General features: G+C 55.6%; 21 protein-coding genes. 11 read left to right on the top strand and 10 right to left on the bottom strand.

What is annotated here, in order from left to right; all coding sequences use genetic code 11:
* The first annotated feature begins 31 nt into the window (after positions 1-31).
* The 3 genes from EKM04_RS21040 to eglC all read left to right on the top strand — a co-directional run bounded on the left by EKM04_RS21040 (position 32) and on the right by eglC (position 4,029).
* Positions 32-1,231 (top strand): citrate synthase, encoded by a 1,200-nt coding sequence (locus EKM04_RS21040; protein WP_234910835.1) that lies wholly within the window; start codon positions 32-34, stop codon positions 1,229-1,231.
* Positions 1,232-1,363: 132 nt separating this feature from the next.
* On the top strand, positions 1,364-2,161 hold the full coding sequence (locus tag EKM04_RS21035; RefSeq protein WP_183893277.1) for a 2-keto-4-pentenoate hydratase: 798 nt from the start codon (positions 1,364-1,366) through the stop codon (positions 2,159-2,161).
* A gap of 431 nt (positions 2,162-2,592) precedes the next feature.
* The gene (eglC, locus tag EKM04_RS21030) at positions 2,593-4,029 is read left to right on the top strand and encodes an endo-1,3-1,4-beta-glycanase EglC (RefSeq protein ID WP_183893275.1); all 1,437 of its coding nucleotides are present in this window, start codon (positions 2,593-2,595) and stop codon (positions 4,027-4,029) included.
* Positions 4,030-4,273: 244 nt separating this feature from the next.
* Here the strand turns inward: eglC and EKM04_RS21025 are convergent, their stop codons facing one another.
* Together EKM04_RS21025 and EKM04_RS21020 are read right to left on the bottom strand one after the other, a co-directional pair.
* Positions 4,274-5,095, bottom strand: a complete 822-nt coding sequence (locus EKM04_RS21025) for a bifunctional allantoicase/(S)-ureidoglycine aminohydrolase (protein ID WP_183893273.1) — start codon at positions 5,093-5,095, stop codon at positions 4,274-4,276.
* A gap of 132 nt (positions 5,096-5,227) precedes the next feature.
* Positions 5,228-6,265, bottom strand: a complete 1,038-nt coding sequence (locus EKM04_RS21020) for a class I SAM-dependent methyltransferase (RefSeq protein ID WP_183893761.1) — start codon at positions 6,263-6,265, stop codon at positions 5,228-5,230.
* Positions 6,266-6,589: 324 nt separating this feature from the next.
* Between EKM04_RS21020 and EKM04_RS21015 the strand changes: the two genes are divergently transcribed.
* On the top strand, positions 6,590-8,584 hold the full coding sequence (locus tag EKM04_RS21015) for a putative bifunctional diguanylate cyclase/phosphodiesterase (protein ID WP_183893271.1): 1,995 nt from the start codon (positions 6,590-6,592) through the stop codon (positions 8,582-8,584).
* A 60-nt stretch (positions 8,585-8,644) separates the two neighbouring features.
* Here the strand turns inward: EKM04_RS21015 and EKM04_RS21010 are convergent, their stop codons facing one another.
* Entirely contained in the window at positions 8,645-11,326 is a 2,682-nt protein-coding gene (locus EKM04_RS21010; protein WP_183893269.1) for a DNA translocase FtsK, read from the bottom strand.
* Between the two features lie 309 nt (positions 11,327-11,635).
* Between EKM04_RS21010 and EKM04_RS21005 the strand changes: the two genes are divergently transcribed.
* Entirely contained in the window at positions 11,636-12,991 is a 1,356-nt protein-coding gene (locus EKM04_RS21005) for an enoyl ACP reductase FabMG family protein (RefSeq protein WP_183893267.1), read from the top strand.
* A gap of 123 nt (positions 12,992-13,114) precedes the next feature.
* Here the strand turns inward: EKM04_RS21005 and betC are convergent, their stop codons facing one another.
* On the bottom strand, positions 13,115-14,629 hold the full coding sequence (betC, locus tag EKM04_RS21000) for a choline-sulfatase (protein WP_183893265.1): 1,515 nt from the start codon (positions 14,627-14,629) through the stop codon (positions 13,115-13,117).
* A gap of 17 nt (positions 14,630-14,646) precedes the next feature.
* Complete coding sequence (gene choX, locus EKM04_RS20995; protein ID WP_183893263.1) at positions 14,647-15,600, bottom strand: choline ABC transporter substrate-binding protein; 954 nt, start codon at positions 15,598-15,600, stop codon at positions 14,647-14,649.
* A gap of 94 nt (positions 15,601-15,694) precedes the next feature.
* Here choX and EKM04_RS20990 point away from each other — a divergent pair, with 94 nt between their 5' ends.
* Positions 15,695-16,588: a choline sulfate utilization transcriptional regulator gene (locus EKM04_RS20990; RefSeq protein WP_183893261.1), complete on the top strand. Its 894-nt coding sequence runs from the start codon at positions 15,695-15,697 to the stop codon at positions 16,586-16,588.
* Between the two features lie 18 nt (positions 16,589-16,606).
* On the opposite strand, the gene EKM04_RS20985 is transcribed toward EKM04_RS20990, so the two are convergent.
* Complete coding sequence (locus tag EKM04_RS20985; protein ID WP_183893259.1) at positions 16,607-17,440, bottom strand: AraC family transcriptional regulator; 834 nt, start codon at positions 17,438-17,440, stop codon at positions 16,607-16,609.
* Positions 17,441-17,541: 101 nt separating this feature from the next.
* On the opposite strand from EKM04_RS20985, the gene EKM04_RS20980 reads away from it, so the two are divergent.
* Complete coding sequence (locus tag EKM04_RS20980) at positions 17,542-18,747, top strand: MFS transporter (RefSeq protein WP_183893257.1); 1,206 nt, start codon at positions 17,542-17,544, stop codon at positions 18,745-18,747.
* A 57-nt stretch (positions 18,748-18,804) separates the two neighbouring features.
* Here EKM04_RS20980 and minE read toward each other — a convergent pair whose 3' ends face one another.
* The 3 genes from minE to minC are packed head-to-tail and all read right to left on the bottom strand — an operon-like array spanning position 18,805 to position 20,644.
* Entirely contained in the window at positions 18,805-19,065 is a 261-nt protein-coding gene (minE, locus tag EKM04_RS20975) for a cell division topological specificity factor MinE (protein ID WP_174155179.1), read from the bottom strand.
* A complete protein-coding gene (gene minD / locus EKM04_RS20970; RefSeq protein ID WP_174155181.1) occupies positions 19,062-19,874 on the bottom strand; it encodes a septum site-determining protein MinD in 813 nt (270 codons plus the stop codon). Before minD ends, minE begins: the two co-directional genes overlap by 4 nt.
* Positions 19,875-19,906: 32 nt before the next feature.
* Entirely contained in the window at positions 19,907-20,644 is a 738-nt protein-coding gene (gene minC, locus EKM04_RS20965) for a septum site-determining protein MinC (RefSeq protein WP_174155183.1), read from the bottom strand.
* A gap of 336 nt (positions 20,645-20,980) precedes the next feature.
* Here minC and EKM04_RS20960 point away from each other — a divergent pair, with 336 nt between their 5' ends.
* The 3 genes from EKM04_RS20960 to EKM04_RS20950 all read left to right on the top strand — a co-directional run bounded on the left by EKM04_RS20960 (position 20,981) and on the right by EKM04_RS20950 (position 23,292).
* Entirely contained in the window at positions 20,981-21,754 is a 774-nt protein-coding gene (locus EKM04_RS20960; protein WP_183893255.1) for an amino acid ABC transporter substrate-binding protein, read from the top strand.
* Between the two features lie 105 nt (positions 21,755-21,859).
* A complete protein-coding gene (locus EKM04_RS20955; RefSeq protein WP_183893253.1) occupies positions 21,860-22,540 on the top strand; it encodes an amino acid ABC transporter permease in 681 nt (226 codons plus the stop codon).
* Positions 22,537-23,292 carry an amino acid ABC transporter ATP-binding protein gene (locus EKM04_RS20950; RefSeq protein WP_183893251.1) on the top strand — a complete coding sequence of 252 codons (756 nt, stop codon included), beginning with the start codon at positions 22,537-22,539 and terminating at the stop codon, positions 23,290-23,292. Before EKM04_RS20955 ends, EKM04_RS20950 begins: the two co-directional genes overlap by 4 nt.
* Positions 23,293-23,532: 240 nt before the next feature.
* Here EKM04_RS20950 and EKM04_RS20945 read toward each other — a convergent pair whose 3' ends face one another.
* Entirely contained in the window at positions 23,533-24,372 is an 840-nt protein-coding gene (locus tag EKM04_RS20945) for an alpha/beta fold hydrolase (protein WP_183893759.1), read from the bottom strand.
* Between the two features lie 262 nt (positions 24,373-24,634).
* Between EKM04_RS20945 and EKM04_RS20940 the strand changes: the two genes are divergently transcribed.
* Positions 24,635-25,639 carry a GlxA family transcriptional regulator gene (locus EKM04_RS20940; RefSeq protein ID WP_183893249.1) on the top strand — a complete coding sequence of 335 codons (1,005 nt, stop codon included), beginning with the start codon at positions 24,635-24,637 and terminating at the stop codon, positions 25,637-25,639.
* The last annotated feature ends 58 nt before the right edge of the window (positions 25,640-25,697 follow it).

Raw genomic sequence — 25,697 nt, 5'->3', positions numbered from 1 at the left:
AATACAATCAATCTTGATTGAAGCAATCAATATGAAGAAAATGACAGAGCGGGATCGTTTCGTCGATGCAGAGACGGCGTCCGGAATCCTCGGCATCAGCCGGGCAACCCTCTATGCCTATGTCAGCCGCGGCATTGTCCGCGCTACGGACGACCCGACTGATCCGCGCAGGCGGCTCTACGCCGTCGAAGACGTGGACAGGTTGAGGAAAAACAAGTCCATCGGGCGAAAGCCGCGCGATGTCGCGGCGACAACACTGGATTGGGGACTCCCCGTCTTGTCTTCGGGCATTACGCTGATAGAGAATGGGCACCTCTTCTATCGAGGATATGACGCGATAAAGCTTTCGACACATGCCTCTCTGGAAGAGATCGCTCGCTTGCTCTGGGCCTGCGGTGAGCACGATCCCTTTGTTGGCGTAGAACCATCTCCCTGGGACAGCGCCCTTCTGGATCTGACGAAGCACCTGCCATTGCCGGAACGTTGCCAAGCGCTGCTTTCATTCGTTGATGCAGGACGACTAACCTCATGGCAGCGTGACAATCGAAACCTGTGGCCCAGCGCTGCCGCCCTGGTCCGCGCAATGACCGCCGCTGCCAGTGGCAGCCAACAAAGCGGTATGTCCGCGCATCTACACCTTGCCAACACGTGGGGGCTTGATGGTATCGGCTCAGACATCCTACGCCGGGCACTTGTCCTGCTGGCCGATCATGAACTGAATGCGTCGACTTTTGCGACACGCGTCGTTGCCTCGACCGGAGCATCTCTGGGCGCGTGCCTCGACGCGGGACTGGCTGCGCTGAGCGGGCCACTTCATGGCGGCATGACGAGCCTCGTCGAAATTCTGTTCGACGAAATGGAAGCCGGGGCTGACGCACGTCTTGTGCTGGAAAAACGTTTGCGCCGCGGCGATCGTTTACCGGGGTTCGAGCACCCGCTTTATCCGAATGGCGATCCCAGAGCTGCAGCTTTGCTTTCGCTCCTGCCACAAAACGAAATGCGTCAATCACTGATTCATGCCGTTGAAGAGACGACCGGTAAACGGCCGACCATCGATGTCGCGCTTGTGGCTGTTCGCCGTCAACTTGACTTGCCAATGGGTGCCGCGCTGGCTCTTTTTGCGATCGGGCGGACTGTCGGCTGGATTGCGCATGCGTTGGAACAATTCCAACAGACGAGACTGATCCGACCACGTGCGCTGTATGATGGGCCGAAGCCTGTTCATTCATAATCTTGGGGCCAAAGAGACGAATAGGTGTTGAAGACCATGTATTTATCACATCACGTTTGGCGCTTCACTTGTCACCGCCGCAAATGACTGCAATGAAATTTGTTAGGGACTGACGTTACGGGAGCGTTTCGCATGACGACGATGACAGAGGCGAACATAAGACTTGGTGCTATTCTCGCCGAGGCTGAAAATCAGCAGTCTTCGCTCAGCGCCACGCAACTTGAAAGCAACGGTCTCGTACCTGATAGTGTCGAAACCGGCATGGCAGCGCAGGCCATTGCGGCAGCGGCGATCGGGAAAGAGGTCGGCGGCTGGAAAGTGGCAATGAATGGCGTTCGTGCCGTTGCTGCACCGCTTCTGGATGTCTTCGACACTGTTACCGATACCGCTTTCAACGTCCCCAAACCCGGGGCGATCGGGATTGAAATCGAAATCTGTTTTGTTCTGGCAGAGGATATTCCTGCGCTGGAAGCAAACTCCGACTACTCTCGTGAAGACATTTTGGCCCACGTCGCATCCGTGCATATGGGCGCGGAGCTTGTCAGCTACCGGATGATCGAGGAAAACAAAGCGCCGTTTGCGCTCCATCTTGCGGATCGTCTGGGCAATCATTCTTTTGTTCTCGGGCCGGAAGTCGATCACTCGATTATGGAGCGTCTGGCCAATCATGACGCAACATTACCAGCGCTCGTTCTGGAAAGCGGCGCCGAAGTTCTGTTTGCGGCGGTGCCAAAGCACCCACAAAGTGATCCTCTGGCGCCGCTGCTGTCCTATGCCAATGCCCCGCTCGACCATCTGGGTGGACTAAAGCGCGGCCAGGTGGTGACAACAGGCAGTCTCTGCGGTCTGATCAGGCTGTCTGGCCAAACATCAATCAAGGCATCCTGGGGTGACATCGGGCAATTGGTTGTGACACTCCCGGCTCGGTAATCCTGTCTTAGAGCGTTTCCTTGTTAAATGGAAACAGTTCTGTTGGTTCAAACGGGATCGACTGCTTGTCCGGATGGCGCGTGGCGTAGCCTTAGCATACGGCCAAGCCGTCCGGGCAGGCAGATGGCCCGTTTCAACCAACCCGGAGGGCCGGGCATCTTTCCGCCAGGACAAAGGCGATCGGCTCGACCGTACCTTAGGGTATGCCCTTCGCCAATCGCCTTTGTCCTGACGAAAATCTGCTCCGGCAGAACGTTTCCATTTAACAAGGAAACGCTCTAAGCCTTACCTGGCCCCGCATACCCGTTACTTTTCAGGTGGGCCTCAGGACGATTTATCGCATTTCCGCCATAAATGAAAACGTCGTCACTGTTACACTTCTGCGTGGAGAGGGTATCGTGGGGAGGACAGTTTCAACAGGAGATGGTTTGATGGCGAAATCAATTTTGAATGCTCTTGGAACGCCGCTATATTACAGCGATACGTCCACCGGTTTTTTCTCGGCGACCGGCTCCGGTCTTGATCTTTACGGAACCGCCAAAAACGACTCGATGTGGGGCGACAGCAGCGTCAATGTCACCATGCATGGTGGCACGGGCGACGACATTTATTACCTCTATTCGACATCCAACCGCGCGGCTGAAGCTGCAGGCCAAGGCATCGACACAATCGATACATGGATGAGCTATACGCTTCCCGAAAACTTTGAAAATCTGAACGTCACGGGCGACGGACGCACCGCATTCGGAAATTCCACCGATAACATCATCACCGGCGGGTCCGGAAAACAGACGATCGACGGCGGTGCCGGTAATGACGTTCTGACAGGTGCGGGCGGCGCCGATACCTTCGTTTTTGCCAAAGGAAATGGCACGGACCTGATCACGGATTTCGGTTCCGACGATATCATCAGACTGGATGGGTATGGCGTTACATCCTTTGATCATATTCTCTCAGCATCGACCCAAAAGGGTGCTGACCTCTGGCTCAATTTCGACAACAGCGAGAGTGTCGTCCTGGCCAATACGACAGCTGATAGCTTGACTTCCAGCCAGTTCAGACTGACGTTGGACCGCTCCCAACTCACGTCCACTTTCTCCGACGAATTCAACTCGCTATCTCTGAGTGATGGTCAGACAGGCGTTTGGGAACCAAAATTCTGGTGGGCAGGTGACTCCGGTGGCAGCCTGCATACCAATTCCGAAGAGCAGTGGTACATCAACCCCGCCTATCAGCCGACGTCATCGGTCAATCCCTTTTCGGTGCAGAACGGCGTTCTGACGATCACGGCGGCCCCTACCCCGGATTCCATTTCGGATGCGATTGGTGGTTACGATTATACGTCGGGCATGTTGACCACGCATCCATCCTTTTCCCAGACCTACGGCTACTTTGAAATCCGCGCGGATATGCCAAGCGATCAGGGGGCGTGGCCTGCTTTCTGGCTGTTGCCCACCGATGGCAAATGGCCACCGGAGCTCGATGTCATCGAGATGCGCGGGCAAAACCCCAATACGCTGATCATGTCTTCGCATTCCAACGAAACGGGAGAGCAGACATCGACCATCAACAATGTGCAGGTGTCCAGCACCGAAGGTTTCCACAAGTACGGAATGCTGTGGGACAAAGACTACGTCACCTGGTATTTCGATGATGTGGCGGTAGCGCAGACAAAAACGCCGTCGGACATGCATGACCCCATGTATCTGCTCGTCAATCTTGCCGTAGGCGGCGTCGCTGGAACGCCGACAGACGGCTTGCCGAACGGCTCCGAAATGAAGATCGACTATATCCATGCGTATTCCATCAATGATCCGGCCGTGAGCCAGATGGCCCAGTCAGCCCCGGCGGAAAATCTGCTGGTATAAACAATGAGCGCCGCCTGAGAGGGCGGCGCTCATTGAATGCTTGCGTGACCCGCGAAACTCCTCGCGCCATATCGCAACTGTTTCAGGTTCGAAGATGTCGCACGATGACTGCATGACAGGCTCGGCTTTCACCTGTGGGGAATTTCATCAATCTGCGCATGCTGGGAAAGCTGGCACAGGTATGCGCCGCACCCCTACGCATCCGGTTTCATTGGAAGCTTAAGCCAACTTGGCGAAACCGACATTACCAAAGCTTTACGTGCCGGTTTACATCCTTGTAGAGAAGGTATCGGAAACGTCCAGGACCACCCGCATAGCAGGCTTGCGGGCAGAATGCGCGAAGCCACATGAAATCGCCCGCTTCAACCTCCACCCAGTCATTGTTCAGCCTGTAGACGGCTTTGCCTTCCAGCACGAATAGCCCGTGTTCCATGACATGGGTTTCCATGAAGGGAATGGTTGCACCCGGCTCAAACGTGACGATGTTGAGGTGCATGTCATACCGACCATCTGCGGGATCGATGAAGCGCGTGGTTGCCCACTTGCCATCTGTATCAGGCATGGCGGAAAGTTCATGGTCGTCTTCATGCGTGAAGATCGCAGGTGGCAACTCCAGCCCCTCGACAACGTCGAAGACTTTTCTGACCCAATGGAATTTGACGGGGATATTGCCCTCGCCGCGTAGCGTCCAGACGCTTCCAGCAGGAATATAGGCGAAAGAGCCCGCGCGCAGAGCGTGTCTTTCGCCTTCGTACTCAATGCTCATCTCACCATCGACAACGAAAATTGCGGCTTGGGCGCGTGCGTCCGGTTCCGGTCTATCGCTGCCACCGCCGGGCATAACCTCCATGACATATTGCGCGAAGGTCTCGGAGAAACCCGTCATCGGGCGCGAGATGATCCAGGCGCGTGTCTCTGCCCAATGCGGGAGGATACTTGTGACGATATCCGACATCACACGCTTGGGAATGACGGCATAGGCCGTGGTGAACGTTGCCTTGCTCGAAAGCAATTCAGTCTGGCCCGGAAGGCCGCCAAAATCAGAATAATATCGCTTATTGTCCATCATGCACTCCAAAGACACGCCATGTCAGCGCAAAATCATTAGAGCGTTTCGACTTGGAAGGGAATCACTCCTGAACGATTTTCAAACATCCGTCGCGACGCCGTGCAGCATCGCGACAGTCGGAGAGATCCATCAGGCTTTCTTGCGGATGACCCCGTAGACGATGTTGCGGTTTTCACCGAAAAACACCTCTGCTTCGACCAATGACGGGTCAATGCTGGAATTGATGATATGCCACATATCCTGCTCTGTGCGCAAAAGAAGCGCCCAGTTCATGAAGGATTCCATATAGCCATCCACGCCGATATCCTGAGAGAAATTCGCGAACAGGAAACTGCCGCCAGGCTTCAGCATCTCCAGGCAGCGCTGCGTCAACTTGATCGACACCTTGTCGACCAGATAGTCGTAAAGACCAGCCGCATAGACGAAGTCGAATGTGCCGAGTTCCTGGCGGCGCGACAAAATTCCACGCACCGACCCGTCGATCGCCTCGATGCAGGTTCCGTGGAAATCCCGCATGATGGCACCGACGCTGAGCGGGTCCTGGTCGAGGGCGACCCAACGCTTGATTTTGCCCTGCGCCAAGGCAGACGAGCCATTGGCTTCACGCAAATGCCCGGCGGCAATTGTCAATATTTCCGTGTCTGGGCCACGCGTATTGGCAACGTCGTCGATATATTTCGTCAGTATATCGCGGCGCTCACGCACGGCCACAGAGGATGACGCATCCTTGGTATAGTCGTAAAGCGCTGTGCCAATCGGCGATGCGGCGGCAATCTTGTCCTGAACACTTGGGTGGCCGTAGATGAAGTCGAGAAGCTGGGCATCGCCGGAATATCCGCGCGGTTTGTCAAACGACCAATGGGTGAAGGGATCCTGCAGGAAATACGCCGCAACGGGATGGTTCTGAACGAGCGGAATGATCTCTTTCCACACGCTCGAGTGGTATCTTTCCCTGCATTGATGTAACCGTCCCGCGACTTCATGTATAATTTGCTGCGGCGCAACATCACTCAGAAATTGCTGGTGCGCCAAATTGAGAAGGATTGCGACTTCAGCTTCGGCAATTGCAATTTGCTCTTTAAAATCGTCTGAGCGTTGAGCGAATATTTCATCTGATATTGTTTCAGGTGTAATAAGACTTTCACCATCGAACTTTTTATTCAGCACATTGGACAAAGATAAATCTCCTGATTAACGCTTTGTTAACTTTGAAACAATTCACTCCTTATTTGAATGCAAGTCAATGTGGTGCACATGCATAAAACCACCGTTTGACGGGAAACTTTTTATTAAGGTAAACGGAAGATCGATTGTAATTTTCTTTTTGCTTAAACAAATTTAAGCTCTACGCACGCCATAATAGCGGGAATGTCTCTTGTTTCTGACATCACCAGATTGAAGAAACGGAAGTAACGAAAAATTTCTGGAAATGTATTCCACAATTTTTCTGGATGTAAACTGGCACTATTATTACAACCTATGGAAAAGTGCATGACGCACACTTTGGCAGATGTGGTGGGACTTGGTCCGCAACTGGATGAATCACAAGAGCGGTCAATCGATGCTTCGAGAGCGCTTTTCTTAAAAGAGGCAGACGCCAGCAGACGCACCTCGATACGGCAGGGGCTGTGGATCGCGGTGCCGATCTATCTGTTGTTTTCGGTAACCGACATCCTGCTTATCCCGGATGTTTCACCACACACGATGTTTGCACGGTTCGTCGTCGGCATTGCCGCCTTGATGATGCTGGAAATGCAAATCCGTGCAAACGTCAAGACGAGCCACATGGACATCGCCTGTGCTACGGCGCTGGTCGGTGGTTATATCGCCTGGCTGATGCCGGCCTTGATGACGTCGTACGTCACCAACATGTCCTACTACATGGTCTTCGGCGCCATCTTCATGATGGGTGCGAACCTGTTTTTCACGTTCAATTTCGTTCTGTCGCTGATCGCCTCAAGCCTCGTGCTGGTCATATACTTCCTCGCTCTCAGCTATTTTCACGAGGACATCTATTACCAGATCAATTTCGGGGCATTCTATTTCTCGTGTTTCGTCTTCACGTCCTACGTCAATTTGCGTCTCAACCGCGAGCGGTACCAGGTCTTTCTCAACGCCATCGAGGCGAAGGTCCAGCAGCGCGAGGCAGAACAGCGCGGAGAAGCGCTGCTCCATCTCTCAAACACCGACCCTTTGACCGGTCTCGAAAACAGACGCGCTATCGATAGCCGTCTAAGGCAGCTTTGGGATGGTTGGACCAACCACCAGCACAACTTCGCGGTCTTCTTGATCGATGTAGATTTCTTCAAGAAGTACAATGACTTCTATGGGCATCAGGAGGGCGACCGGTGCCTGATCCAGGTTGCACAGACGCTACAAGCCAGCATGAGCCGGTTCGATGCCGTGATCGGTCGTTACGGTGGAGAAGAGTTCATAGCGCTTGCTCGTTTTACGGCGCCTAAAGACATAGAAGATATTGCAGAGACACTTCGGACGACCGTACAGGATATGCATCTGGCCCATGAAAGGCGCCGGGATGGGACATCGGTCATCACGGTCAGTGTCGGCGCGTCCTTTACCCGTCCGCAACAGGACCCGAAGCTGGAACGGATCATCAACGAGGCCGACCGCGCACTTTATCTTGCAAAGGAGAGTGGCCGCAACACCGTCAAGCTATTCGACCCCAACGACCCGCAACACAGCGACGACACGGAAAATGTCGCAGCACTTCTGAATATCGCGATTGCCCAAAATCTGGTATCGCTGGTTTATCAGCCGATCAAGGATCTGAGAACCAACATCACCATCGGCGCGGAGTCCTTGATGCGGCTGAAACTTCTGGATGGAACGCATGTGCCACCCAGCATCTTCATTCCCATCGCCGAACGGACAGGGACGATCATGGAGCTTGGCCTGTGGGCGATCCGCACCGCGTGCCAGCAGGCGCTGAACTGCGAGAAAATACCGATCGTCAGCGTCAATGTTTCACCCATCCAGCTCAAGAGTCCGGGGTTTGCGACATCGGTGGCAGCTATTCTGGGGGATGTCGGCGTCTCCGGTGGACGTTTGGCTTTCGAAATCACCGAGGGCCTGGAAATGGACATGAATTCCGATGTCCTGCGTTGCATCAGCGATCTCAAGACACTCGGGATTAAAATATGGCTCGATGATTTCGGCACGGGTTTCGCCGGCCTCTCATGGCTGAGGCTCATCGATTTCGACACGGTAAAAATCGACAAGTCGTTTCTGCACGACGCGCAGACGCCGCGTGGGAAAGTCATGTTGAGCGATATCATCGCCCTCATTCGAAACCGGGGTCATAAAATTCTGGCCGAAGGGGTCGAGACCGCCGAGCAGCTTGAGCTTCTCAAAGAACTGCGGATCGACCAGGCGCAGGGCTATTACGTCGGACGCCCGGCACCGGCCAACCAGTGGACCAAAGAGATGACCTATCGTCCCCGCAGCCTGAACCAGCCCGCGCGATGAGAAACCCGGCACGTGTTGCCGGGTTTGCGGTCTCCCACTAGCTTGGTCGCAGCGGATTGATCAGTCCACGGCGCCGGGAACCTCGGACATATCGCGCTCACCGATGATGATCGAGCGTTTGCCGACATGGTTGGCAGGTCCAACGATCCCTTCCTGTTCCATGCGCTCCACCAGAGATGCGGCGCGATTGTACCCAATCGACAGGCGCCTTTGAATATAGGAGGTCGAGCACTTCTTGTCGCGCAGAACGACCTTCACGGCTTTTTCGTAGAGATCGGCAGTGTCATCTTCGGCCATGGCGGTCTTGTCGAAGACGGCGCTGTCTTCTTCCTCGCCGTCATCGGACTCATCGGCATCTTCGGTCACGGTGCCCAGATATTCCGGGCGTCCCTGTGTCTTCAGATGCGCAACGACCTTTTCAACTTCCTCATCAGAGACGAAAGGACCGTGCACACGCGCAATGCGTCCGCCACCCACCATGTGCAGCATGTCGCCCTGCCCCAGCAGATGTTCGGCACCCTGTTCACCCAGGATCGTGCGGCTGTCGATCTTGGAAGTCACCTGGAAAGAAATACGCGTCGGGAAATTGGCCTTGATGGTGCCGGTGATCACATCGACGGAGGGTCGTTGTGTCGCCATGATGAGGTGAATACCGGCAGCGCGTGCCATTTGCGCCAGCCGCTGGATTGCACCCTCGATCTCTTTACCGGCAACCATCATCAGGTCGGCCATTTCATCGACAATGATGACGATGTACGGCATGGCCGTAAGGTCCATTTCCTCCTGTTCGTAGACGGCTTCACCCGTCGCACGGTCAAACCCGGTTTGCACATTGCACATCACGGTTTCGCCCTTGGCACGGGCAGACGCCGCACGGGCATTGTAACCATCGATATTGCGCACACCCAGCCGCGACATCTTGCGATACCGGTCTTCCATTTCCCGCACGGCCCATTTCAGCGCCATCACAGCCTTTTTCGGGTCCGTTACAACCGGTGTCAGCAGGTGTGGAATGCCATCATAGACCGACAGTTCCAGCATCTTGGGATCGACCATGATCAGGCGGCATTCCTCCGGCTTCAACCGGTAGAGCAGCGACAGGATCATGGTGTTGATGGCGACCGACTTGCCGGAACCCGTGGTACCAGCCACCAGAAGATGCGGCATCTTGGCGAGTTCGGCTACGACGGGCTCGCCGCCAATGGTCTTGCCGAGGCAAAGCGCCAGCTTCATCCGCGTTTCAGCGTAATCGTATGATTCGATCAACTCGCGGAAATAGACCGTTTCGCGCACCGGGTTGGGCAATTCAATACCGATGACATTGCGGCCGGGCACCACGGCAACGCGGGCAGACAGAGCCGACATGGAACGGGCAATATCATCCGAGAGGCCAATGACACGCGAAGACTTGACGCCAGGCGCAGGCTCAAACTCGTAGAGCGTGACGACCGGACCGGGACGAACATCGATAATCTCGCCTTTGATCCCGAAATCTTCGAGTACGCTTTCCAGCAGACCGGCGCTCTGTTCCAGCGCTTCCGGCGTCATCGTCGTCGTTTGCAGAACCTGCGCCTTCTGGAGCAGGTCGATGGGCGGGTATTCGTATTCACCTTCGCAAAAAACCGGAGCATCCAGGAACATGGGCTGATTGTTGCGAGCGACCGTACGCATCTCGCGACGCGGCGGGCTGGCAACGGGAGCCGAGATGGTGGCTTGCTCGAAGGGAGAGGCAACCTGGACCGTTTCTTCGACCGGTGCCGCGATAACGTCGTCCACGGTCTCGACAACTGGTTCCCTTGATCCAACAGCACGAATGTCCAGTTGTCGATACAGCGCGACAGCCGATTCCCCAGCGTTGGAGAGAACAGGCGCGTCGGCAACGGGTCTTGGCTGACGGATAATCTGCACCGCAGCGGGTCTTTGAACAACAGGTGCCGTTGGTTTGACTGGGGCTGGGGTTGCAGCCACGGTCTGAGCCTTGATCCGGGCCAGTTCTGCCAGCCGCATGGGCTTTGAAGGCGGCAGCAAGGCGCCGCCCACATCCAGGCTCATCGCCTCCCAGAACATCTCGTCTGACAGAGACGCGGCGAAGGCAGGCACATCCAGCGTTTCGACAGAATTTTTGGTGTCACGTTCGGAAGGAAAGCAAGCCACATCGACCTGCTCCACCACATTTGCTTGTGTCGGCTGGGCCGTCTCGGACGCCGACTCAACGGGCTCGGCGACCTCTCTCTGCTTCAACGCCAATTCGCGACGCAGGCGGTATGTCAAAGCGAGAGCGCCAATCGCGCCCGGCGGCTGCGGCAACACGGCGGGCCGGGCGATTTTGCGCTCTTCATCCGTCAATTTTGGCTCGGTTGATTCGACACTGACAGGCTTGATGTCTGCGTGCACAAGGGAATCGACGTCATCCTCGGCTTTGCCAGGCGCACTACCTGTCGACTGCTTTCCCGCAACGATATTTTGCGGGGTCCGGGTAAAGCGGACATTGGGCCCAAGGGTAAAGGCGTTCTGCCACAACGGCATCTCGTCACGCCCCTCGATCGCGTTAGCGGCAATCTGATCTGCGTTATGACCCATTACGGCACGCTGATCAGCCGTCAACGGAATCATTCCGTCTGACGCGCTTAGCGTCACATTCGGTTCTGCCACGGGCTTCTTTGCTCCCCTCTCTTCTATCGTATTGATGGAATGGTTTAAATTTGAACGGGGAATACGCATCACAGCCTGTACACTCATCATAAACGGACATTCGGCACAGCAAATGAGATAGAAAATAAAGGTTAATCACCTATTGCCAAAGCGCCGATGGAGGTGATTTTTCCCAAGCGATTTTTCCGCTGTGTCCATCCAGACACGCCGACGTTACGTCAGATCATCAGCAGAGTGTGACGCCGAATGGGGTCTGGCCGGCACCCAACGGCACCTCACTTCACGCTTTGATATATTCCGTCATTTTAAATGACTTTCTTTCTGGGGCGTCTGCAGTCATTTAGTCTTACACAACTGTCGCGGTGATTTGCCGACGCCCCAATCTGAAGAACTGAGCACATGAAAAACCCGATTGCGATGGAGATTATCTCCGAAAACACCGTGTTTAAAAAAGGCGACGTCTTTGTACTGTTCGGCGAACTGTTCGGACGTGGCTATGCGACAGGCCTTCTTGACCAGGCCCGAAAAGCTGGAATGCGCATCGTTGGCATCACGGTTGGACGTCGTGACGAAAACAACGCTCTGCGCCCTCTGACCAGCGACGAGCTTTCCGAAGCCGAAGCTCGCCTTGGCGGAACGATCATCAACGTGCCGATGATGGCTGGGTTCGATCTCGATGCGCCTGAAAACGGCCCGACACCGACAGATCTTCTCGCTGGCCTGACGCTGGAAAGCTGGCAGCACGAAAAGCTAGACTGGGATTACATCGAAAAATGCCAGGCCGTTGCCACAGCTCGTTTTAAAGAGTCGCTGTCGCAGGTCATGGCTAAGCTCAATGACATGATCCCGAATGGCCGCAACGTGTTCTTCGCTCATACGATGGCAGGCGGAATTCCCAAAGCTAAGGTTTTCCTGGTCATTGCCAATCGCATCTACAAGGGCACCGGAGCGCGCCACATGTCGTCGCAGTCGTTGATCGACAGCGATATGGGCAAGTTGATTCTGCGGAATTTTGACGAGGTTTCAGCCAACACGTTCCGCCACCTGATCGAGGCCAGCGCATCCATTCGCGAACGCGTTGAAGCATCCGGTGGACAGGTTCGCTATACGGCCTACGGTTACCATGGAACAGGCATCCTGATCGACGGTGAATACCGTTGGCAGACCTACACGAATTACACCCAAGGCTACGCAAAGATGCGTCTCGAAGGCATTGCTGAAGAAGCTTGGGCCAAGGGCATCAAGGCTTGCGTGTACAACTGCCCTGAGATTCGTACGAATTCTTCCGATGTGTTCACGGGCATTGAACTGCCGTTGATACCGCTCTTGCTGGCGCTTAAAAAAGAAAACGGCGGCAAGTGGGCGGACGAGCAGTGGGCCGCCTGCGAGGCACTTCTGGCCGACGGTTTCACGCTTGATGACGTCATGCGCAAGATCAGCAATCTGCAGGCCAGCGACGTCATGGTCCCGTTCTACGATTTCACTGCTTGGCCAATGCCCAACAGCCAGACGCAGGCTGATCTGACCATCGGCACGTCGAACGAAATCACTGCGATGCATCGTGACAACAAGAATATGATCAGCGATCTGTTGAGCGCGCTTGTCGTTGAAGCGACTGGTCAACTGATTTTCGGCGCATCGTCTCAACCACGTGCGCCCGTTCAGTGGCTGAACCACGACGTCGTCGCGCGCCGTCTGAATGCAACACACCAGGGCGAGACGTCTGCCAACATGGCGGCAACAAAAGCTGCGTGATCGTCAGATCGCTCTGCTGATGATCGTTCTTCGTGTTTGGCACACTGAGGCCGATAGTCTCTGAAATATGTGGGCTATCATTTTTCGGCGTCAAGCACAGCGTCTCGCATCCCGCCTCGGGGATCACTCACCCCGAGGAAATCTCTGGTTTTCTTCAAGAACATTCAAATCCATGTGGTTTCGCATGTAGCGCTCAGATGCTTTCTGGAGCGGTTGATAGTCCCATGGGTAGTAGGCACCATTTCGCAGCGCCTTGTAGACCACCTGTCGGCGTGCCTGACTTTCGCGAATGGAGGCATCGAAAGAGGCCAATTTCCAGCGACTTTTCACTTGCCCCATAAGCGACGCCAAAGTCGCCTGATGGCGCGGATCACCTGCAAGATTGTAGCGCTCGTTTCGATCAGTTTCCAGGTCGAATAGCATCGGAGGATCGTTTTCGCAGATCGTCAGCTTGTAGCGCCCGTCGCGTATGGCCACCAATGGCGCGATTGATCCCTCGGCTGCATATTCCATCGGGACGGGGCTCCGTTTGGTCGATTGCTGCGCGAGCCCGGACAAATCCTCGCCATCGGTCCACCGTTTCAGCGCAGTGATATCCAAACCAGCGAGAGAACACAGGGTCGGCGTCACATCCAGCGTCGAGACCGGCGTATCGACATGCTTTGCGCTCCAACCGGGCGTTGAGATCATCAAGGGCACACGCACTGAACCTTCGAAGAAGCACATTTTGAACCACAGACCGCGTTCGCCCAGCATGTCACCATGGTCGGAGAGAAAAACGATCGTCGTGTTATCGTCCATTCGCGTGCGTTTCAGAACATCCATGATCTCGCCGACCTTGTCATCGACATAGGAGATATTGGCAAAGTACCCCTGTCTCGCGCGCCGGACCTGTTCAGGTGTTATCTCAAAGGCGCGGTGATCACAGGCTTCCAGCAGGCGCTGCGAATGCGGATCTTGCTTTGCGAACGGCAGTGGCCCGGTCTGCGGATCAAGTGCCGGACAATCATCGTATAAATCCCAATATTGACGCCTTGCGACATACGGATCGTGCGGATGGGTGAAGCTGACGGTCAGGCACCAGGGACGATCATCCAGCCCGCGTGAAAGGTCGTAGAGTTTCCGCGTGGCGTGGTAGGCGACCTCATCGTCATATTCCATCTGATTGGTGATTTCGGCAACGCCCGCCCCACTGACGGAGCCAAGATTATGATACCACCAGTCTATCCGCTCGCCGGGCTTGGTATAATCAGGTGTCCAGCCGAAATCCGCGGGGTAGATATCCGTCGTCAGTCGTTCTTCGAAACCATGCAGCTGGTCCGGTCCGACGAAATGCATCTTTCCTGAAAGACCGGTGTAATAGCCCGCTGACCGCAGATGGTGCGCGTAGGTGGGAATATCAGACGCAAACTCCGCTGCATTATCGTAAACCCGTGTACGACTTGGAAGTTGGCCGGACATGAATGACGCACGTGCAGGCGCACAAAGCGGACTGGCCGTATAGCTGTTGGAGAAACGAACGGAGCGCTCCGCCAGAGCCTTCAAATGCGGCGCGTGGAGAAAATCCGCTGGTCCATCAGGGAAGAACGTTCCGTTCAACTGATCGACCATGAGGATGAGAAAATTCTGACGCGTCATGCATGTTTATCCCGATATCACAGACCGACCGCGGCCTTGACCGCAGCATCACCCGGCTTGCCATCCAGCGTCATCACACCGGAAAGCCATGTGTCGATGATTTTCGGATTGGCTTTGAGCCACGCTGTTGCCGCATCGGTGGACGTCTGACCGCCGAGAATTTCGCCCATGAGCTTGTTTTCCATGCCCACATCAAATTTAAGGTTTTTAAACAGGCTGGCAGCGTTCGGGCACTGTGCCGTCCAACCGGTTCTGGCCAGCGTGTAGACCTGCGCGCCGCCAAAATCCGGTCCGAAATAATCATCGCCACCGGACAGATATTCGATCGAGAATTTCTCGTTCATCGGATGAGGTGCCCAAGCCAAGAACACGACACCCTTTTTGGATTTGGCCGCGCGCTCCACCTGAGACAACATTGCCTGTTCACCGGATTCGACCAACTCCCAGTCCTTCAAACCGAATTTCTCGTCGGCGATGATTTTCTGAATATTCTGGTTGGCTGGAGCACCAGGTTCGATTCCATAAATTTTCTTGTCGAACTCATCTGCATGTTTGGACAGGTCAGCGAAACTCTTGATGCCTTTTTCCGCCATGTAGGATGGAACGGCGAGCGTGAACTTCGCGCCCTCCAGGTTCTGCCCGATAATTTCGACAGCCTTCGCGGACGTCAGATCGTCTATGAACGACTTCTGGGCGGGCATCCAGTTACCGAGAAAAACGTCGATCTCTGCGTTTTTCATGGCCTGATAGCCAATTGGAACGGATAGCGTCTTAACGTCCGGCTCGTATCCAAGCGCGCCCAGCAAAACTGTTGCCACGCCATTGGTCGCGGTGATGTCGGTCCAACCGGGATCGCTCAGCCGGACCACCTTGCAGGCAGCGTCATCCGCTGCCTGTGCGTTGCCTGCAAAAGCAGCAATGACCAAAAGAATGCCTGCGGTGATGCGCCCCGTACGAAAATTCCCGTTCATCGCTGTTCTCCGATTCATCAAGTATTTTAGTGAACAACAGATTGATCTCTGCCGTGAAGCGGATATTTTTTGATATCTGGCAAAAGGATTTTTTATGGCTGATCGACCGATCAATCTGGGATGGATGCGGATATTGCAGGAAATCGGCAGGCGCGGCAGTCTGACCGCAGCGGCACAGGGGTTGGGTCTGACGCAGCCTGCGGTGAGTTATCAGATCAGGCGTCTTGAAGATGAACTGGGTATCCGCGTTTTGAAGCGCCAGCATCGCGGTGTCGAACTGACGCAGGAAGGCAAGGCGCTCTACGACCTTGTCAGCCGTCACGTTGCAGAGATCGACCAGTTGGCCGGGACGTTCAAGACCGATGAAAGAGCGACCGTTCGGCTGCACACGGACTATGCGTTTTCGTCGCTATGGCTCATTCCCAGAATGCAGGAATTCCGCGCCCGATATCCCGACATCAACATTCAGATCGCCGCGACACAGAACCCGCTCCGTCAGGATACGGGTGAAAATGATGTTGTAGTCATTTTCGGAACCCGCGAAGAGGCGGGACGAAACGCGACGTTGCTGCTGCCGGAGAAAGTAAGGCCCGTTTGCGCACCCGGCTTTTTAGACGTCGCATCTGACATGGTAACGCCAGAAAATTTGGCAAAACTGAAGCTTATCCACCTCGAAAGTTCCTGGGCATCGACGTGGCACGATTGGCCCAGTTATCTCGCCGCTGCTGGCATCCATAGAAATATCGAACATGGCAGAGGCGACATAAGCTTCAACACCTATTCCCTGGTGGTCCAGTCCGCTATCGGCCAACAGGGATTGGCGCTTGGCTGGGCGGGTCTGGTGGATGATCTGCTGAAAACTGGCGCACTTGTCAGTGTCGGCCCTGAACTTGAAGCCCCGGACCGGGGATATTGGTTGATGGGCTCATCCGGCAGAAAAGGTGCCACGGCAAAACTGGTGGATTGGCTGCGCGAGAAGGTGTCTTAGCGACAGCAGATTCTCCAATCATGGATGCCTGATTATTCGTATGCCCGATGATTTGAGGTAAGCGCTTGGTGATCTGCCCAACATGCGGCGAAACATGGTGGTGAAGGCCGAAACATTCTCATATCCCGCATCCAGCGCGACATTTGTTACGCTCTCCCCGCTAGCCAGACGCGGTAAAGACGCGAAAATACAAGCTTGCTGGCGCCATGTGACGAAACTTACACCCGTTTCCGCGCGAAACAGGCGGGTAAATGTTCGTCGACTCATGCCCAGCGCCAGCGCCCAATCGTCGATGCTGGTGTTGGCGGCTGGGGCGCTGAGAAAATGCCTGCAAAGCGCAGCAATATGTGGGTGAGACGGAAAGGGGAGCCCCAGCGGCTTTTCGGGAAGCTGACTGATTTCATCCATCAGCAGTTCCATGACCAGTTCGCGCCTGCGCGTCGCTGATCGTTTCACGTCATCCTGAACGAGTTCCTCGATCAGGTTTCCAGCGAGAGCGGTGACTTCGACGACGCGTGGCCTGTCGGTGATGATGACATCGCGGTGCACGTAGACGGAATGCATTTCCACTTCGCTGATCATTTCGCTGGAGTGCTGCAATCCAGCGGGAATGATCAGCCCATGGCCGGGTGGAATCATCCAGCGCCCATCACCCGTACTGACCACCACGACCCCACTATGGGCAAACCACAGCTGGGTTTTTCCGTGCAGATGCACCGGGCTCTTGAAGCCTTCGGGATAGAGGCGGCGAAGCGCCAGCACGGATTCATTATTGCCGTCGATGAAACGGAGCATGGCGTCATGCTCGTCGCTGCGCAGAAAGCCTGATCTATGGGACTGACCATCCGACATTTGGCCCACTCGCGTAAAAACTAGACCACACCACAAAAGCAGGCCGAAAACAATGGGGTTACAAGAACGCAAAATCATGCCGAGTATCTGGAGAGAGACCCATGGCGAGTGTGACCAGCACGAGCTTCAGTGCCGAAAGAACGACATTTTCCATCATCGCCGCAGCCAGCTTCTGCCATATGCTCAACGATATCATGCAGTCGCTGCTGACATCGCTCTATCCGCTTCTCAAGGCGAATTATGCGCTTGATTTCGTTCAGATTGGTTTGCTGACATTCGCCTTTCAGGTCACGGCTTCGCTGCTACAGCCTGCGGTGGGCATAGCGACGGATAAATGGCCGATGCCGTTTTCGCTGCCGGTCGCCATGCTGTCGACCTGCGCTGGGCTGTTTACGCTCGCTTACGCACATAGTTTTGCGGTTCTGGTCATCGGCGCCTGCATGATCGGCATCGGTTCTGCCATTTTTCACCCCGAGGCGTCACGCGTGGCGCGCGTTGCGTCCGGTGGCCGTCACGGCCTGGCACAGTCTTTCTTTCAGGTTGGTGGCAACACCGGCACGGCCATCGGGCCGCTTTTGGCCGCCTTCATCGTGCTGCCGATGGGACAACAGAGCCTCAGCTGGTTTTCGGTAATTGCACTGATCGGCTTTGCCGTTCTGTCCTGGGTCAGTGTCTGGTACAGCCGTCACCGTCGAAGCAATGCCGGCCGGCCGCCAGCCAGCCGCGCCTTGCCCATGGCCAAAAACAAGGTCATCATGACGCTGGTCGTCCTTATCATTCTGACGGCAACCAAGAACGCCTATCTTGCCAGCCTTTCAAGCTACTTCACATTCTACACCATCGAGAAGTTCGGCCTTTTGGTTCAGGACGCGCAACTGCTGCTGTTCCTGTTCCTTGGCGCATCCGCTGCGGGCGTGTTTTTCGGTGGCCCGATTGGCGACCGGTTCGGCTCGCGGGTCGTCATCTGGTTCTCGATCCTTGGTGTCATCCCGTTTGCGCTGCTTCTGCCCTATGCCAATCTGATGTGGACAGCCATTCTTGTCGTGCTGATCGGCTTTGTCTTTTCGTCGGCATTTTCAGCCATCGTGGTTTTTGCGCAGGAGCTCGTGCCAGGGCGCGTGGGGCTGATTGCGGGTATGTTCTTTGGCTTCGCTTTCGGCTTTGGCGGCATCGGAGCGGCGGTTCTCGGGGTCTTTGCAGACCGCGAAGGCATAGAATTCGTCTATCGCGTCTGCTCCTACATGCCCCTCCTCGGCTTGCTCACGGTCTTTCTACCGCAATTACCGAGCCGCCGACGCGCAGTCTAAAGCACAAAAGCCGCCTGAACGATGATTCAGGCGGCTTTTTATTGTGTGGATCAGGTCTCAGGCAGCGCGCAACTGTGCCGACAAGGGGATTTCCACATCGATTTCCAGTAACGACATGTGCTCGTCACTGTCCATCTTGACATGAACCTTATCGCTGTCGATCTGCACGTGTTTGGCGATGACAGCCAGAATTTCCTCACGCAGCAAGGCGACAAGCTCATTGCCGACACCGTTGCGTTCATGCGCCAGCAGAACCTGCAACCGCTCACGGGCAAGAGGCGCCGATTTCTGTTTGCGGAAAAGGTTGAAGATGCTCATGCGGCCCTCCCGAAGAACTTGGCGAAGATGCCACGCTTTTCGCCAGGAATCATCATGGGAACGTCTTCGCCGCGCAGGCGACGTGCCGCATCGAAATAAGCCATGGCAGGCGGAGACTTTGCATCCGCCAAGGTAACAGGCGCACCGACGTTGGATGCACGCAAAACGTCCATGCTTTCAGGAATGATGCCGATCAACGGAATGGACAGAATTTCCAGTACGTCTTCGACCTTCAGCATATCGCCCCGTTCGGCCCGAACCGAATCATAACGGGTCAGCAGCAGGTGCTTTTCCATGCGCTCGCCACGCTCGGCCTTCAGCGTCTTGGAATCAAGCAGGCCGATAATGCGATCGGAGTCGCGAACCGAGGACACTTCCGGGTTGGTGACGACAACGGCCACATCCGCATGACGCATCGCCAAGGTCGCACCGCGCTCGATCCCAGCCGGGCTATCGCAGATGACCCAGTCGAAATGCTTCTTCAGCTCACCGATGACCCATTCAACACCCTCAGGCGTCAGATTATCCTTGTCGCGTGTTTGCGATGCCGGGAGGAGAAACAGTGTATCGAGACGCTTGTCGCGGATCAGCGCCTGCGGCAGTTTCGCATCACCCTGGATAACGTTGACAAGATCGTAGACGACCCGGCGTTCCGCGCCCATCACCAGATCCAGATTGCGAAGACCGACGTCAAAATCGACAACGACGACCTTCTCGTTATTCTGTGCCAGCGCAGCACCAAGCGCGGCTGTGGACGTGGTTTTTCCAACGCCTCCCTTGCCGGACGTAACGACGACGACTTTCCCCATCCTGCTCTCCTGTTCGTTTTGCCGCTTACGGCTTAATTGAGTTTGTCCGCTTTGATCGTATCGTTTTCCAGCCACAGCTGGACGGCCTGACCGCGAAACTTCGGGTCGATATCTTCAGCCACCTTGTAGACGCCATCGATGGCCAGCAACTCGGCCTCAAGCTTCTTGCAGAAGATCCGCGCCGAAGCGTTGCCAAGCGAGCCTGCCATGGCGCGTCCGCGCAGCGCACCGTAAATGTGGATCGATCCACCAGCGATGACTTCTGCACCGGAGGCCACGGACCCGACGATCGTCACATCGCCCTCGGGAAAGATGATCGATTGACCGGAACGAACCGGCTCGCTGATCATCAGCGACTGAACCACGCTACGGATTTCCGTCACCGGCGGCTTTGAAACGTCTTCCGCGACTTCGGCTGTGGCGAGCGATACCGGCTCGACCTCGACGTCCGACGCTGCCTTTCCGCCCTTCAAAGCAGGCGGCATGCCGGGCTCGATCATGGACGGACGGGCGCCCTCAATTCCCATGATCGCGACATTACGGGAAAAAAGCTCGGCGAGAAGGCCTTTCAAGCCTGCCTTGTCCAGCTTCAAATCCGCGACGTCCAGAACAACAGGACGCGACAAAAAGAAACCGGCAGAACGTGCTGCCAGATCATCCAAACGCTCAAGCCATTGGTCCAGAGGCTGTTCAGGAGAGAGCACGACCGCGAGAAACGAGCGGCCCTTGATGCGGATTGAACGTGAGGTGTCTGTTAGCACTTTGGTCATCTTGGTAAAGAAATCATTGACAATCAGGTACCGCGAATGTGGTTAACAAAGGATTAACAGGCGCTGTTTCCGACCGTAGAAATTAACTCGAAATGACCTTGACAGACCGATGGCTCAGAATTGCCATAGCGCTGAATTTTCAAATGATTCTGCCATAATGCGGCACATAGCTCGCCTTCAGAGAGTAAGCATCCAACCTTCAACCGGAAATTCCCGTAACGCGTCAGGAAAAGAGAAAAATATTCTCTTCAACTGCATCTTTTTGCGTCTTTGTCCCGTTTAAATCCGCACGATTTATGTGAAGAGACATCATTAGAAAATTCTGAAAGGAAGATTATGCGCTGGTTCAAGACAATCACAATCGCCTCCGCACTGAACGCTGCCATGTTCGCTCCGACATTCGCTGGCGAAAATCTTGACCAGATCAAGTCCGAAGGCGTCATCAAGATCGGAACCGAAGGAACGTATGCGCCTTTTACCTTCCATGATTCGGCAAACAAGCTCGTCGGTTTTGATGTAGAAATCGGTGAAGCCGTTGCCAAGAAGCTCGGCGTCAAGGCCGAGTTTGTTGAGGGCAAGTGGGACGGCCTGATCGCCGGTCTGGATTCCAAGCGTTACGACGCCGTGATCAATCAGGTTGGCATCACCGAAGCGCGCAAACAGAAATACGCTTTCTCCGATCCCTACATCGCATCGAAGGCGGTCCTGATCGTCAGCGAGAAGAACACCGACATCAAGGGCTTTGCAGACCTGAAGGGCAAGAAATCGGCTCAATCGCTGACGAGCAACTTCGGCAAGCTGGCAACAGAAGCGGGCGCAGAGCTGGTTGGAACAGATGGCTTCGACCAGTCTATCCAACTGGTGCTGACAGGCCGCGCCGACGCGACCGTCAACGATAGCCTCTCCTATCTTGATTTCAAGAAGAAACAGGCGAATGCACCCGTGAAAATCGTCGCTGAACAGCCGGACGCTGATTATTCCGGCATTATCGTGCGCAAGGGCGACGACGATCTGGTTGCTTCCATCAACAAGGCACTGGCCGACATCAAGGCTGATGGCACCTACAAGACGATTTCCGACAAGTATTTTGGTCAGGACGTCTCCAAGTAGGCTGACATCCCGTCTATTTTCCTGCGAGAAAATAAGTCATTGTTGAGATAAGATCATAAGGTCCGGCGTCCAGCGCCGGACTTCGCATTTTTTGAGGGGTTTGCCGTGCCGCATTGGCTTCAACTGATGATGGATTCCCTGCCCACGCTCCTGTGGGCAGGCGTGAAGTTCACCATCCCACTGACTCTGCTTTCGTTCGCGCTTGGACTAACGCTAGGGCTCGCCACCGCCGTCGCCCGGCTGTTCGGCCCTGCGCCGCTGCGGTTGCTCGCGCGTTTTTACGTCTGGGTCATTCGCGGTACGCCGCTGCTGGTGCAACTGTTCGTCATCTTCTACGGCCTCCCTAGTATCGGTATCCTGCTGGACGCATTCCCCGCAGCGTTGATCGGCTTCACACTGAATGTAGGCGCCTACACCTCAGAAATCATTCGCGCTGCCATTTCGTCGGTTCCGAAAGGCCAATGGGAGGCTGCATTTTCGACCGGCATGAACTGGCGTCAAGCCATGCAGCGCACCATTCTGCCGCAAGCGAGCCGAGTGGCTGTTCCCCCACTGTCCAACACCTTCATTTCTCTGGTGAAGGACACTTCGCTCGCCGCAGCCATTACCGTACCGGAACTTTTCCAGTCCGCACAACGCATCGTCGCCACGACCTATGAACCGCTGATCCTTTATATCGAGGCGGCCATCATCTATCTGGCCCTCAGTTCCGTGCTATCAAGCTTGCAGGCGCGTCTGGAAGTTCGTTTCGCCCGTTACGGCGGCGTGATGGAGACCAACCGATGATCGAACTTTCCAACATTGAAAAACGCTTCGGCGAAGCCGTTATCCTCAAAGACATTTCGCTGAGCTTTCCCGAAGGTAGCGTCACGGCACTGGTTGGCCCTTCCGGAGGTGGCAAAAGCACATTGCTTCGCTGCATCAATCTGCTGGAACTCCCCACGGAGGGCACAGTGCGGATCGGCACCGATGAGGTCACCTTCACATCAGGTCGCAAGGTTGCATGGCAATCCATCCAGAAAATCCGCCGTCAGACGGGCATGGTATTTCAGAATTTCCAGCTTTTCCCGCACCGTACATCCATCGAAAACGTCATGGAGGGCCTGCTGATTGTTCAGAAGTGGTCACGCGAAAAGGCAAGAGATCGCGCCATGGAGCTGCTGACCAAAGTGGGTATGGAGCACAAGGCCGATGCCTGGCCCGCCAATCTTTCGGGCGGGCAGCAACAGCGCGTTGCAATCGCAAGAGCGCTCGGCCCCTCTCCCCACGTGCTGTTGTGCGACGAGCCGACATCTGCGCTGGACCCTGAACTGTCAGAGGAGGTTGTCGAGGTGCTCGGCCAACTCGCACGAGAGGGAACGACGATGGTCATGGCGACGCATGATTTGCGCCTTGCCTCGCGCATTGCCAACAACGTCGTGTTTCTCGAGGCCGGCAAAGTGGTTGAAACCGGCTCGTCCGATTCCATTTTCCGCTCTCCGCAACAGGAGCGTACGCGCCGCTTCGTTTCCTCCATCAACGCCGCACAATCCCTTTAGCAACTGTGTTTAAGTTGCTAGCGGGCCGCGGCGGCGAAAAGGCGGGCCTCGCGAATTATCAAGCATGGCGCAGCGGCCTTTGAGGGATCAGGCGTCCGTCTTGCACTGGAAGAGTCGAGAAGCATTTACGGCCTGGTTTCGCGTTTGATAGATGGCCAAACCCGGTGTGTTTCAGGCTATGCAATCACCATTGACCGCAGCGCAAAGCCGCTGCGGCCCGTTAATGAAAGCCTAGTTGGTTCAAGCCTGAATGAAGTCCAGGAGATCGGCGTTCAGCACCTCGGCATTAACCGTCAGCATGCCATGGGAGAAGCCTGGATAGGTCTTCAGCTTTCCGTTCTTCAGCAGCTTGACAGACTTGTGCGCTGAATCTGCGATGGGCACGATCTGGTCGTCTTCGCCATGCAGAACCAGTGTCGGAACGCTGATGGCTTTCAGATCTTCGGTCTGGTCTGTTTCCGAAAAGGCCTTGATGCCATCATAATGTGCCTTGGCTCCGCCCATCATGCCCTGACGCCACCAATTCTGGATGACACCTTCATGCACTGTCGCGCCTTCGCGGTTGAAGCCGTAGAAGGGGCCAGCCGGAACGTCACGGAAGAACTGCGCGCGGTTGGCAGCAAGTGCGGAGCGGAAGCCATCGAAAACCTCCATGGGCAGGCCTTCGGGGTTGGCATCCGTCTTCACCATGATCGGCGGGACCGCCGATACGAGAACGGCCTTGGCAACGCGGCCAGCAGGCTCACCGTGCCTGGCAACATAGCGGGCGACTTCGCCGCCACCGGTGGAGTGGCCGATGTGGACCGCGTTCTTGAGATCGAGCGCTTCAACGACGGCAAAGGCGTCGGCGGCGTAGTGATCCATATCGTGGCCTTCCGAGACCTGGGCCGAGCGGCCGTGCCCACGGCGGTCATGGGCCACGACGCGGTAACCCTTGGAGAGGAAGAACAGCATCTGCGCATCCCAATCGTCGGATGACAGCGGCCAGCCGTGATGGAACACGATCGGCTGAGCGTCCTTCGGACCCCAGTCCTTGTAAAAGATGTCGACCGCGTCCTTGGTGGTGATAGTACCTGTCATATCGATGGTTCCTTCTGATTTGGAAATAGCGGGAGTTTTTGCGGTCGCCGAAACATTCAGGGCAGCAAGAGAAAAAGCGCCGCCGACGCCGACGAGGACCTTGCGTCGGGTGGTTGTCGGACCAAAGCTCTGTAAAAATGTCGCCATTGTTTTTCCTCTGCAAGGGTTGTTAGCGTTATCAACTGCGATGAGGACAGATATACTCGGTTCCCATATCCTTGTGAGGTGGCGAAAATGACTTTAAACATGCCGGAAGTGACAAATGGCTGATAATGCCGAGCTTGTTTCCGAAATCGGGCTTCTGATCTATCCAGACTGCCAGCTGTCTGCGGTCTATGGACTGACTGACCTGTTCCGCATCGCCAACCAGTGGGCGCCGCAAAAAGCCGAAGCCATGAGGGCAATCCGGGTGTCGCATTGGCAAGTCGTCGATAATACGGTCATCTGTGTGTGGGACAGCCACCCGGAACACCGTCATCGCCTCGGGCACGTCATTGCACCACCCAGCATTATCATGCCGACGGAGATGAAGCCGATGCCCGCCGCGGCGGCCTGGATGGTACAACAACACAAGTCGGGCGCGACGGTCTGCTCCGTCTGCGCGGGCGCCTTTGTTCTCGCTGAGACAGGCCTGATCGACGGACGAAAGGTCACCACGCACTGGGCTTTCAGTGAGGAGTTGGCTGCGCGCTATCCTAAAATCGAGCTTGCTGCAGAACGATTGGTAATAGACGACGGTGATATCATGACGGCGGGTGGCATTCTCGCCTGGACAGATCTGGGATTGACGCTGGTGGAAAGGTTGATGGGTTCGGGCGTCATGCTGGCGACCGCTCGTTTCCTGCTGATCGATCCCCCGCGGCGCGATCAGCATCTCTACCGCAGCTTCATTCCGAAATTCGATCATGGCGATCCTGCGGTTCTTGCAGTCCAGCACCATATTCATGCGGATGTCGCCGGAACACACGAGGTGCCTGCCATGGCGCTGCGCGCCGCGTTGGCCGAGCGCACCTTCCTGCGACGATTCACCAAAGCAACCGGTCTGCGGCCTACGGAATATTTACAGCAGGTCAGAATGATGAAAGCGCGCGACGCACTGGAAACAACGAGCACTCCCATAGAGAGGATTGCGTGGGAGGTCGGCTACGCCGACGTAACGGCGTTTCGCCGGGTTTTCCAGCGTTTTACGAGCCTCAGCCCAGGCTCATACCGACAAAGATTTGGGGTTAGCGGAAAAGGGGTCGACACAGGATCACATGGACATTGAACCCAGAGGCCGCCCGTGACGGCTTGTTAAAACGACGTAAGGAAATGCTGATTGGTCG

It is taken from the genome of Rhizobium skierniewicense Ch11, from assembly GCF_023757665.1.
Taxonomy (GTDB): Bacteria; Pseudomonadota; Alphaproteobacteria; order Rhizobiales; family Rhizobiaceae; genus Agrobacterium; species Agrobacterium skierniewicense.
This window is presented reverse-complemented; position numbering and strand designations above follow the sequence as displayed.

What these genes read in the sequence shown, in the direction of transcription:
- EKM04_RS21040 (WP_234910835.1), top strand. Translation starts at nt 32, where the DNA reads ATGAAGAAAATGACAGAGCGGGATCGTTTCGTCGATGCAGAGACGGCG.
- EKM04_RS21035 (WP_183893277.1), top strand. Translation starts at nt 1,364, where the DNA reads ATGACGACGATGACAGAGGCGAACATAAGACTTGGTGCTATTCTCGCC.
- eglC (WP_183893275.1), top strand. Translation starts at nt 2,593, where the DNA reads ATGGCGAAATCAATTTTGAATGCTCTTGGAACGCCGCTATATTACAGC.
- EKM04_RS21025 (WP_183893273.1), bottom strand. Translation starts at nt 5,095, where the DNA reads ATGGACAATAAGCGATATTATTCTGATTTTGGCGGCCTTCCGGGCCAG.
- EKM04_RS21015 (WP_183893271.1), top strand. Translation starts at nt 6,590, where the DNA reads ATGACGCACACTTTGGCAGATGTGGTGGGACTTGGTCCGCAACTGGAT.
- EKM04_RS21010 (WP_183893269.1), bottom strand. Translation starts at nt 11,326, where the DNA reads ATGATGAGTGTACAGGCTGTGATGCGTATTCCCCGTTCAAATTTAAAC.
- EKM04_RS21005 (WP_183893267.1), top strand. Translation starts at nt 11,636, where the DNA reads ATGAAAAACCCGATTGCGATGGAGATTATCTCCGAAAACACCGTGTTT.
- betC (WP_183893265.1), bottom strand. Translation starts at nt 14,629, where the DNA reads ATGACGCGTCAGAATTTTCTCATCCTCATGGTCGATCAGTTGAACGGA.
- choX (WP_183893263.1), bottom strand. Translation starts at nt 15,600, where the DNA reads ATGAACGGGAATTTTCGTACGGGGCGCATCACCGCAGGCATTCTTTTG.
- EKM04_RS20990 (WP_183893261.1), top strand. Translation starts at nt 15,695, where the DNA reads ATGGCTGATCGACCGATCAATCTGGGATGGATGCGGATATTGCAGGAA.
- EKM04_RS20985 (WP_183893259.1), bottom strand. Translation starts at nt 17,440, where the DNA reads ATGTCGGATGGTCAGTCCCATAGATCAGGCTTTCTGCGCAGCGACGAG.
- EKM04_RS20980 (WP_183893257.1), top strand. Translation starts at nt 17,542, where the DNA reads ATGGCGAGTGTGACCAGCACGAGCTTCAGTGCCGAAAGAACGACATTT.
- minE (WP_174155179.1), bottom strand. Translation starts at nt 19,065, where the DNA reads ATGAGCATCTTCAACCTTTTCCGCAAACAGAAATCGGCGCCTCTTGCC.
- minD (WP_174155181.1), bottom strand. Translation starts at nt 19,874, where the DNA reads ATGGGGAAAGTCGTCGTCGTTACGTCCGGCAAGGGAGGCGTTGGAAAA.
- minC (WP_174155183.1), bottom strand. Translation starts at nt 20,644, where the DNA reads ATGACCAAAGTGCTAACAGACACCTCACGTTCAATCCGCATCAAGGGC.
- EKM04_RS20960 (WP_183893255.1), top strand. Translation starts at nt 20,981, where the DNA reads ATGCGCTGGTTCAAGACAATCACAATCGCCTCCGCACTGAACGCTGCC.
- EKM04_RS20950 (WP_183893251.1), top strand. Translation starts at nt 22,537, where the DNA reads ATGATCGAACTTTCCAACATTGAAAAACGCTTCGGCGAAGCCGTTATC.
- EKM04_RS20945 (WP_183893759.1), bottom strand. Translation starts at nt 24,372, where the DNA reads ATGACAGGTACTATCACCACCAAGGACGCGGTCGACATCTTTTACAAG.
- EKM04_RS20940 (WP_183893249.1), top strand. Translation starts at nt 24,635, where the DNA reads ATGGCTGATAATGCCGAGCTTGTTTCCGAAATCGGGCTTCTGATCTAT.